Annotated in this window: 13 protein-coding genes; all 13 read left to right on the top strand. The window is 39.6% G+C overall.

The window, feature by feature from the left end; all coding sequences use genetic code 11:
* The first annotated feature begins 95 nt into the window (after positions 1-95).
* Positions 96-368: a nicotinamide mononucleotide transporter gene (locus UA76_RS03660; protein WP_047043166.1), complete on the top strand. Its 273-nt coding sequence runs from the start codon at positions 96-98 to the stop codon at positions 366-368.
* Between the two features lie 206 nt (positions 369-574).
* Positions 575-841, top strand: a complete 267-nt coding sequence (locus UA76_RS03655; protein WP_047043164.1) for a hypothetical protein — start codon at positions 575-577, stop codon at positions 839-841.
* A 591-nt stretch (positions 842-1,432) separates the two neighbouring features.
* The gene (locus UA76_RS03645) at positions 1,433-1,969 is read left to right on the top strand and encodes a HEPN domain-containing protein (RefSeq protein ID WP_047043159.1); all 537 of its coding nucleotides are present in this window, start codon (positions 1,433-1,435) and stop codon (positions 1,967-1,969) included.
* Positions 1,970-2,114: 145 nt separating this feature from the next.
* Positions 2,115-2,885, top strand: coding sequence for a carbon-nitrogen hydrolase family protein (locus tag UA76_RS03640; protein ID WP_047043158.1), 771 nt, complete (start codon positions 2,115-2,117; stop codon positions 2,883-2,885).
* A 480-nt stretch (positions 2,886-3,365) separates the two neighbouring features.
* A complete protein-coding gene (locus tag UA76_RS03635; RefSeq protein WP_047043157.1) occupies positions 3,366-3,815 on the top strand; it encodes a GNAT family N-acetyltransferase in 450 nt (149 codons plus the stop codon).
* 138 nt (positions 3,816-3,953) lie between these two features.
* The gene (locus UA76_RS22295) at positions 3,954-4,271 is read left to right on the top strand and encodes a hypothetical protein (RefSeq protein ID WP_052771941.1); all 318 of its coding nucleotides are present in this window, start codon (positions 3,954-3,956) and stop codon (positions 4,269-4,271) included.
* Positions 4,271-4,453, top strand: a complete 183-nt coding sequence (locus tag UA76_RS25560; protein WP_420340894.1) for a GNAT family N-acetyltransferase — start codon at positions 4,271-4,273, stop codon at positions 4,451-4,453. The genes UA76_RS22295 and UA76_RS25560 overlap by 1 nt, the downstream gene beginning before the upstream one ends.
* Positions 4,454-5,063: 610 nt before the next feature.
* On the top strand, positions 5,064-5,609 hold the full coding sequence (locus tag UA76_RS03625) for a hypothetical protein (RefSeq protein ID WP_047043156.1): 546 nt from the start codon (positions 5,064-5,066) through the stop codon (positions 5,607-5,609).
* Positions 5,610-5,728: 119 nt separating this feature from the next.
* Positions 5,729-6,202 carry an ASCH domain-containing protein gene (locus UA76_RS03620; RefSeq protein ID WP_047043154.1) on the top strand — a complete coding sequence of 158 codons (474 nt, stop codon included), beginning with the start codon at positions 5,729-5,731 and terminating at the stop codon, positions 6,200-6,202.
* A 155-nt stretch (positions 6,203-6,357) separates the two neighbouring features.
* Positions 6,358-6,765 carry a GFA family protein gene (locus UA76_RS03615; protein ID WP_047043152.1) on the top strand — a complete coding sequence of 136 codons (408 nt, stop codon included), beginning with the start codon at positions 6,358-6,360 and terminating at the stop codon, positions 6,763-6,765.
* A gap of 791 nt (positions 6,766-7,556) precedes the next feature.
* Entirely contained in the window at positions 7,557-7,913 is a 357-nt protein-coding gene (locus tag UA76_RS03605; protein WP_047043146.1) for a hypothetical protein, read from the top strand.
* Between the two features lie 165 nt (positions 7,914-8,078).
* On the top strand, positions 8,079-8,522 hold the full coding sequence (locus UA76_RS22290; protein WP_052771940.1) for a DUF6932 family protein: 444 nt from the start codon (positions 8,079-8,081) through the stop codon (positions 8,520-8,522).
* 2 nt (positions 8,523-8,524) lie between these two features.
* Positions 8,525-9,454, top strand: coding sequence for a hypothetical protein (locus UA76_RS03595; protein ID WP_047043143.1), 930 nt, complete (start codon positions 8,525-8,527; stop codon positions 9,452-9,454).
* Position 9,455: the final 1 nt, after the last annotated feature.

The following is a 9,455-nucleotide window of genomic DNA, read 5'->3' as shown; positions in this document are numbered from 1 at the left end:
GGTTTGCGGGTGTTTTAGTGGTTATAGCGCTATGCAGAAACTATCGTTGTGCGTTTCGGGCTACTTAATCGGGCGTTATGTGCTTGGAGGAATAAATGGAATATTTTCAGTACTATGGAATCGACTGGGTTGCGATGGTACTTACCTTCCTTGCCATTTGGCAAATTGGTAATAAGAACAAAATTGGGTTCATTTTAATGATGTTCGGCAATACTAGTTGGATCGCCGTTGGTTACCTTACTGGCAGTGTGGCGATGATAATTGCAAATATCGTCTTTTTTTCAATGAACCTTAGGGCAATCATCAAATGGTCGACACCGGAGATGGAACCTGAAGTAAGCGTGGGTGACAAGTCACCTACAAGCTAAAGGTCACACATAACAAATTGTTTAACAGGGACAAAAAACGTATGCCATTTTTCGCTTCGCTACAAAGTATGGCACACTGGTTTTTTGCCCGTTAACAAGGCGTTATAGCTACTAGACTAATGACCTACATCCAACAATTTAATGGCAATACAGACCTTTAGAGAAAATAGTCATATATTTTTTAACCGAATACATGGAGACTTCTGATGTTTAAATGCCCAAACTGTGGAGAGTCAATTTCTATTATCAAAAAAGTATCGCTGCATCCAAGGAAGCAATCATTTTGTGCAAAATGTTCTCAGCAATTAAAGATTTCTCAAGTCTATTACTATTCTACTTTCTTTGTTGGGGCATTAACGGTTTCTCTTTCAATGGGTTACGGTGATTTTGGTTTTGTAAGTGCGGTAATTCTTGGAATGTTTGTTAATTGGTTAATTCTGACATTTCAGCCTATTAAAAAACCGTTGCTATAACAAACGCTTCAAGACGGATTCGCAACGCGTGGCATTTTTATCATGCGTTAATTTTGGTGATTTAGGTGGTGTGCGTAAATATCGCATTGCGTTGCTCACCACTTAAGCGGGCGTTATGTGCCTACAACCTCAACCCATAGCAAAATATGAATAATCTGTACGGAAACAGTTAAGTTTGGCCACCATTAAAGGACTTACAATGACAATAAATGACACACATTGGCTAGCCGCAAAAAGAAAAGGTTTTATGCGTTACATCCTGGAAACTGGCCTACCGTTTTCTCTAGTAATGTTCGTTGCTACTGGAGTCATCTACGAGCAATTTGCGGAGGGCTTTTTTACTTTTTCCGTCCTAAAACATTCAATTTTTTGGTTAGGTACCGGAGTTTTATATGGTATGTATCATTGGTACAGGCTAAAACGAAAAACCGTACAGCATCGTCAAAACACATAACAAATTGCTTAACAAAGACTCCTAACGCTTGGCGACTTCAGTCGCAAATTCAGCTTCGTGTTTATGGCACAATATTCAAGTTAAGTGGCATTGCGTTGTCGCTTGTTAGCAAGGCGTTATATGAATAAGGAAAGTAAATGACTCAAGCAAAACGAGAGTTTGAATTGGCATTATCTGACTCGGAAGAGCTGATTGCTTGTTACGATTCAATGAATAACTGTGATAACGATACTCGGCCTCCTGAAGTGTTGAAGCGAGCTACTTTAATTATGACTTTAACCGCTTGGGAAACTTACGTTGAAGACGTTGCTACTGAATTGATCAATGCCAAGTATGGAATGGTAATGGGCTCTCAAGTTGGTTGTATCATAACTGCTCGATTGAGAGATCAACTTAAAACCTTCAATAACCCTGATTCAAAAAAAACAAAGGATCTATTCCAAGAATTTTTTGGTTTAGATATTACAGAAAGTTGGGTCTGGGGAAATTATCATACTGCCAAAGATGCGAGAACAGCACTGAATGCATGGCTTAGAAAACGTGGAGAGGCTGTACATCGAGCGCAAGTGGATAAGCAATCATCGCATATAGTCAAACGTGACGAACTAGATAAATGCCTACGTTTTTTCAGAGAGTTAGTTGAAGTAACAGACAAGAAACTGTCGGAGATATAATTCATATAACAAAGCGTTTAAGACGGATTCCCAACGCTCGGCATTTTTGGTTTGCTTCAGCTTAAGTGTTTACGGCACAATGATTTAAGTGCAGTGGTAGGCGTTGCTCACCACTTAACGCGGCGTTATGTTTTAAGGAAAAAACTTGGCATCTTCAATTAATATCAGCTTAGCTCAAGTCCCAGTGTTTAAAGAGGATATTGCCGCAAATATCGAGCAACACTTAGTTGCGATAGAAGCATCAGCATCAATTGGTGCTGATTTGGTGGTGTTTCCTGAATTGTCGTTGACGGGCTACGAGTTAAAATCCGTAGGAAAGTTAGCTCTAGGCAAAGAGCCTTCGAATTTTTCGCAGCTATCTCAAGCTGCGAGTAAGCATAATATTTCGGTTATCGTTGGTTGTCCGCTTGTTTCTGACGACTCCCTAAAGCCATATATTGGCGCTGTGATTTGCCATTCTAACGGGAACATAGAGTTTTACGATAAACAGCACCTACATGATGGTGAACATGAGTATTGTTCATCGGGCTCTGAAGATTATTTTCTCAATATCAAGGGTTATAAAGTAGCGTTGGCAATTTGTGCTGATTTCTCATGTCCTGAACACGCTAAAAGAGCTAAACGGTCGGGTGCTGGCGTTTATCTGGCTAGTGCGCTGATTTCGAAGTCGGGTTATTCAACTGATGCTAGGTTGCTCTCGGACATTGCAGCTATCAATGGTATGCCTGTACTGCTAAGTAATCACATTTCACAAACGGGTGGTTGGTCAGTTTGTGGCAATAACTCTGTGTGGGATGGTGAGGGAAAATTGGTCACGAGTTCAGAGTCCGTAGAGGAATGCGTTGTATTGTGTACTATCACGGGTAGTAGAGTGGGCGCTTTCAAACATAACAAATTGCTTAAGAGTGACGGCTAACCTTTGGCATTTTTGGTTTGGTTGGGTTTAGTGATTACAGTGGCTTGCTTGGGTTTCTTTGTGTTAGCCGCACCTTAGCAAGGCGTTATGTTCTATCAATAAAATCAGTGTATTACTACAGTAGTTCAGCCCTTACCCCCTTCCCTTCTCGGCAAATTGAGTTCCCAAGAGGCTATGGTTGGACACCTATTCTTTGGCGATATTGGTTCTCCATTATTGCCTCATTTTAGCCCTGAGTAGACGCGTAAATCTCGGTGGTGCCGTTTGAAATCTTCGCACTTGGTGGAAACGTCAGTCAGTAGTGTGATGACACTCTGAAAACCCAATAGGCATCGCTGCTTCGTGCTAAATAAGTCAGCAGGCTGTGGTAAAACATAACAAGTTGTTCAACAGGGACAAAAAACGTATGCCATTTTCCGCTTCGCTTCAAAGTATGGCACACTAGTTTTTTTCCCGTTAACAAGGCGTTATGTGACTCGTATGAAATTTGTGCATAAGATAGTAGAACCAAGTAATGGTGATTTTCAGTTACTCGTAGCAGCATTGAACTCAGTGCTTACCCAGATTACTAGTGATTCAGGTGAAAACTCGTTTGTATCTGACGCTTTTGATTCATCGAAAGATGGATGTATCGTTGTATATCTAAACAATGTCGCAGTCGGATGTGGCGTGTTTCGATATCATGAAAGTGAGGTTTGTGAACTTAAGCGAATGTATTCTAGCAAACCTGGTGCAGGGTCTTACTTGCTAAAGCAGTTAGAATGCTATGCGATTGAAAAAGGTTACCGAAAAGCGGTTTTATCTACACGTAGAGTTAACTCAAAAGCGGTACGTTTTTACGAGCGTAACTCTTACTCAGAATCGTGTGCTTATGGGAAGTACGTGGGTACAAGTCGGTCAATTTGCTTATCAAAGAAGCTAGTCACATAACAAACGCTTGAAGTGGGACAGTCAACGCTAGGTGAGTTCAATATTAACAGTTAACTCAATTGGTTACGGTGTGTTACTTTAGATTTAGTAGTCGCGTTGTCTGCCCCTTAAGCGGGCGTTAGCACTCAAGAAGGTTATATGGAAATTCAACGATTATCCGAAATTCATTTTCAACCTTTGTTTGAGTTTGAGGCGCAAAATCTAAGTTGGTTCGAGCAATATGTTCCCCCTCGACCAGAGTCATATAAAAACTTCAGTACTTTTTCTGATGCCTGCGCGGTTCTGATACGAGAGCAAGATACTGACCTTGGTTACTATTTTGTTGGTTTATTGAACGAAAAAATCGTACTCCGAGCTAACATCTTCAACATACAGGAGCAGACTGCTGAGGTAGGTATAGAGTCTGTGCCAAAGAGACAGGAAAAGGGTACGCAACATCGGCATTATGCGCGGTAATTGAGTTTGCACAGCGTGAATTAGGTCTAACATGCCTGACAGCAAAAACGACGACACATAATGAAGCTTCGGTCAAAGTGTTGGAAAAATTAGGTTTTGTTAAATCCCATACCGAAGTGGATGCCGTTGTTCTTAATGGGCAAGTGTTATCGTTTTTACACTTCATTAAGCAGTTAGCCTGAGTGCTAACAAACGCTTGAAGTGGGACAGTCAACGCTAGGCGAGTTCAATATTAACTTTTAACTCAATTGGTTACAGTGTGTTACTTTAGATTTAGTAGTCGCGTTGTCTGCCCCTTAAGCGGGCGTTATATGCTTTCTAGCTAATATGTTCATATATGGAGTTGAAATGACTACTTGTCCACATTGCAATAAAACTTGTAACCCTATCAGGTTCATTTGGGCGTCTAGATGGACACCATATAAGTGTCCTCACTGTAAAGGTAAATCCCAATTTTCTGGTTATAGTAGTGGGATACTAGGTGGTTTATTTGGATTACTTGGTTATGCTTTATATACTTTTCTATCCTCTACCTTCGATAACTCTTTGTACTTAAATCTGTGTATAACAATACTACCCCTGACCAGCATTGCCATATTGCTACAATGGTTTTTCTTCAAGTTAGAAGCCGTGTAATTCACATATAACAAATTGCTTAACAAAGACTCCTAACGCTTGGCGACTTCAGTCGCAACTTCCACTCCGTGTCTATGGCACAATATGTAAGTTAAGTGGCATCGCGTTGTCGCTTGTTAGCAAGGCGTTATATTTCAATCTGGTTCTGGTGATACTTTGCTGTACGAAGAAAAAATTAATTCAAAAGATGTTGGGTACGGGCTAATCGTCATCGGTGCTCTTTTTACATTAATACCATTTGGATGGTTAAGCTATGTCGGGACTAAAGATGAACTAAGTTTCTATGGTGTTGTAGAAATGATAATTAATAACTTTCCAGCCTCTATCATAGTCACGTTAGTATTTTCTTTATTCTTGTTATTCGCAGGGTATTTTTTTACTCGAGCTTATCGTGAAATCAAAGCAAATGGAGATTGGATCGCAAGAGTTTTCAATAACGAAGTATTGCTCTTATCACCAAATGAAAAATTAGAACAAGATATTGTTTTTTCAATTGATGATATCAACATTATTGAAAAAACAATTAAAGACACAGGTGATAACGATGAATCCATCACTTGGACTTTCTTTTTAAAGCGTAGAGATATCGCCATTAAACATTTTGGCACCTTAGATATCGACGCATTAGTTGATTTTTTAATTGAAAATTATGGTATTAAATTAGAAGTTCGCAACTTTGACGTACGCGGAAATGAAATATAACAAGTTGTTCAACAGGGACAAAAAACGCATGCCATTTTTCGCTTCGCTACAAAGTATGGCACACTGTTTTTTGCCCGTTAACAAGGCGTTATATTTTTAATCGAATTACGAGTCAAATCATGGATGAAAGAAGTAAGTTATTTATAGAACAGTACCTTAAAACTTTGCCTTCCGAGTCAGTATCAAGGTATAACTCATTTAGTTCGGGTTACTTTTGTGCAGACGAATACAATGCGAATTTATGTGCTAATTTGATATTGCGCGGTGAAAAGAGAGCATCTTGCAGTTTAGACGCTTGGTATTCCACAGAAGGTGAGGTTATGCCTGAAGTTAGAGATCTACATGTTGTCACTGATTGGTCTGGTGAACCAATTTGTATTACAGAAATTACGTCGGTATCAAAGAGTAAGTTTAGTGAAGTTACGGCTGAATTCGCAATGCTAGAGGGTGAAGGGGACAAAACTCTAGATTGGTGGAAAAAAGCGCATTGGGAGTTTTTCTCAAAAGATTGTGAAAAACTCGATATTAGCCCATCAGAAGATATGCTACTCGTCCTAGAACAGTTTAAAACAGTGTACCCACAAAAAATATAACAAACAATTTAAGAGGGATTCACAACGCTTGGCACTTTTGCTTCTACTTCAGTTTTAGTGTTTATGGCACAATGCTTTAGGTTTGGGTGGAGGCGTTGTTCACCCCTTAATTGGGCGTTATATTTATCCGACATTAACAAACATGGAGGTTTGAAATGAATAAAGAGATTACAGGCGGTTGCTGCTGCGAAAGTGTAGCCTTTAAGCTTAAAGATGACTTCGGTAAGTTCTTCTTTTGTCACTGTGAGCAGTGCCGAAAGCTCACAGGTTCGGCTCATGCATCGAACTTGTTTACTTCTCCTTCAAACATCGAATGGACTAAAGGGGAAGATAAAATAAAGCGCTATGATCATCCTACACGTTCATTTTCTAAGGCATTTTGCATAGATTGTGGTTCAGGTTTGCCATTTCTGACTCAAAGTGGAAAATTCCTGATTGTTCCGGCTGGCTCTTTAAACGAAGAGCCGTCAAAGACCCTTGATGCTCAAATATTCACTGCAGAGCAAGCTGAGTGGCATAAATCAGGGTTGCAGGCAGTTAAGGTGGAAGGCTTCCCAAAATAAATATAACAAGCAATTTAAGAGGGATTCACAACGCTTGGCACTTTTGCTTCTACTTCAAATTTAGTGTTTACGGTACAATGCTTTAGGTTGAGTGGCAGCGTTGCTCACCCCTTAATTGGGCGTTATGTTCCCGATCTCCCATTATGTACTCATAGTTATCTCTAGGGAGAAACCCAAGAAGCTACAGTGATAATATTTGGTTAGGCAATTAATGAAAATTAAGTTCTTGAAAGAAGTAATCTGTGTGTATTTTTGGTGCCAACATGTTCACAATTATTGGTATGGTGATGATAAAAGAGATGGAATTATTTGGCCTTATATACTTACTTCATCACTATTGGGTATATTTTTTTACGGAGTTTATTTTTGTGTTTGGGCACTATTCGACTCCGCAGGAGAGCTCGACTTTTGGTTTGCTTACCCAATTAGTTTGCTGTTAGGAGCATACGTCACTAATGTTGTATGTATAGAAAATTCGAGCTTCAAGAGAGGTGAAGAGTATTTTGAGTCAGTTGAAAAACATGCAAAACGTAGCTCGGCCATGAACTTCAGTTTCGTGTTTACTTTAATATGTTTTTCTCCTCGGCTCTTATGTCTATTGTCTTTGTCTTTGTGGGGGATATGGAGTCAGTAGTACAGGAACATAACAAGTCGCTTAACAGGGACTCCTAACGCTTGGCCACTTTCATTCAAATCGGCTTCAGTGTTTAGGGCACATATTTTAAGTTGGGTGGTATAGCGTTATCGCCCGTTAGCAAGGCGTTATGAGCCAATACATCAAGGAGAAATACATGCTAGATAAAGTTAGGGATATCCTCGTGCTTAATGATATTCCATTTGATGGTCAAAAAGACGTAGTTTATTGCAAGTTTCGTAGTGCTGGTTCTAAAGTAAAAATTTCATACGATAGTTCAAGCAACAGCTACAAAGTATCTGGTAACGAATTTATTCAAGCCACCAACGCGGCCTTTTCCTTTGCATTCGCTTTTGCGGTACCACATATTTTTGTTGGAGTTGAGTGGAACTGGGTAATCTCTGCACTCTCAATCTTTACGGGTACAACTGCTATCACACAGTTAATTTTCACTCAGTTCAAACTGTTAGATTTAAAGCAACAATTCAGACAATCTGGTATTTACTTGAGCTAGGCTCATAACAAATTGCTTAACAAAGACTCCCAACGCTAGGCGACTTCGGTCGCAACTTCAGCTCCGTGTTTATGGCACAATATTCGTGTTAAGTGGCATCGCGTTGTCGCTTGTTAGCAAGGCGTTAGGACTATTCATAAATAGTTGGAGATAATGAGAAAATAAATGGAATATCCAGCATTGTTAGAAGCAGGGATGCATAACATGACATTTTCAGATTTGGAAAGTGTATTTGTTACTCCCTTTGAGTCAAATGAGAGAAGGAAGCTTTTACTATCGAGGCTTGCAGCTTTCACTGAGCGTCTGAAAGAAATACCTATTGATATGGAAGTGTGGATTGATGGTTCTTTTGCTACTACAAAGGAAAATCCTGGAGATATTGATTTAGTTGTTGTTTGTGCGGAAGCAGATGTGAATAATCTACCTCCAGAAAAGCACCGAATTTTGGAGGAGCTCTTCGGTAATCAGAAACATACTAAACTTAGGTATGAATGTGATGCTTACTTTGTTTTGGATAACTTCCATGACAAAAGCTATTGGCGGGGACTCTTTGGTTTTGACCGAAATGAGCAGGCTAAAGGCATAGCTAGATTAAAGATGGTGGCATAGTTATGAGTATTCAGAAGCTTGAATCAAAGATTAAAGAGACTGAGCAATTAATTGAGCATAAACGCAATCAATCAAACTTGGATAGCTTTGCGTTAACTTTAAGTATTAAGTCATTAGAAAGCCATTTAGAAGAACTGCGTCTTCAACTCATGCATGCTAAACAGCAGCGAGATAAAGAAGTAATAGAGCTTCGCTTAATCGGCGGAGAAGTCAATAATGGCACAGTTCCATTAGATATATTGGCTAATCTCGCTAAGACTTTTTCCGGACTAATTTCTTCTGCATCAGCAAAAATAAAGTTAGGACAAGACGTATCCGGTGTTATTCCCTTTGAGGTTACGCAACCGCTTAACTTAAGGTTTGCAGATATTGGCCATGGATCATCCCGACTGTTTGTAACTGGGGATAGCTCACCAGATCTGTTCGGTGAAAGCCTGTTAGAGAATAGCTTACAAGGTTTGTTTGATCTTTTAAGTCAAGATTTAAACGAAGGAATAAGCGATCAAGTACATTACATGGGACTACGTAGCGTACACAATCTCGCAGAGTTTTTGAAAGTACTACGTAAACGTAGCATTGAACTTGAGTTGACTTGGACTGCACCAAACGAAAAGAAACATCTTTGGTATGGTCGTTGGGATAAAATTCAAACTCTCGAAAAACTATTAGATGGTTTTAGTGCTACTGAACCTTCGGATACGTCTATTGAAGGAGTCATAGAGTTAATCAGCAAATCGGGTAAAGTTGATGTTAGAACCAGTGACGATGAGCTTATTAAGGTGACCTACTCGAAAAAATTGTATAGCGAAGTCCGCAAACTTAGGTTGGGTGACTTTGTAAGACTCGATTGCAAAGAAACTACAGTCTTTAATGCTTCCACGCAGGAAAGTAGAAAAAAATATAGCTTAGCCAAAGTTCTCTGGGAGAAATAGA

Source organism: Vibrio mexicanus, from assembly GCF_001012815.1.
In the GTDB taxonomy this organism is placed as follows: Bacteria; Pseudomonadota; Gammaproteobacteria; order Enterobacterales; family Vibrionaceae; genus Vibrio; species Vibrio mexicanus.
The sequence above is the reverse complement of the archived record's forward strand: the minus strand, read 5'-3'. Positions and strand labels throughout refer to the sequence as shown.

Excerpts from the sequence above, each read along its gene's own strand:
- UA76_RS03615 (WP_047043152.1), top strand. The coding sequence starts at position 6,358 with ATGAATAAAGAGATTACAGGCGGTTGCTGCTGCGAAAGTGTAGCCTTT.
- UA76_RS22290 (WP_052771940.1), top strand. The coding sequence starts at position 8,079 with ATGGAATATCCAGCATTGTTAGAAGCAGGGATGCATAACATGACATTT.
- UA76_RS03635 (WP_047043157.1), top strand. The coding sequence starts at position 3,366 with ATGAAATTTGTGCATAAGATAGTAGAACCAAGTAATGGTGATTTTCAG.
- UA76_RS03595 (WP_047043143.1), top strand. The coding sequence starts at position 8,525 with ATGAGTATTCAGAAGCTTGAATCAAAGATTAAAGAGACTGAGCAATTA.
- UA76_RS03620 (WP_047043154.1), top strand. The coding sequence starts at position 5,729 with ATGGATGAAAGAAGTAAGTTATTTATAGAACAGTACCTTAAAACTTTG.
- UA76_RS03660 (WP_047043166.1), top strand. The coding sequence starts at position 96 with ATGGAATATTTTCAGTACTATGGAATCGACTGGGTTGCGATGGTACTT.
- UA76_RS22295 (WP_052771941.1), top strand. The coding sequence starts at position 3,954 with ATGGAAATTCAACGATTATCCGAAATTCATTTTCAACCTTTGTTTGAG.
- UA76_RS03645 (WP_047043159.1), top strand. The coding sequence starts at position 1,433 with ATGACTCAAGCAAAACGAGAGTTTGAATTGGCATTATCTGACTCGGAA.
- UA76_RS03655 (WP_047043164.1), top strand. The coding sequence starts at position 575 with ATGTTTAAATGCCCAAACTGTGGAGAGTCAATTTCTATTATCAAAAAA.
- UA76_RS03605 (WP_047043146.1), top strand. The coding sequence starts at position 7,557 with ATGCTAGATAAAGTTAGGGATATCCTCGTGCTTAATGATATTCCATTT.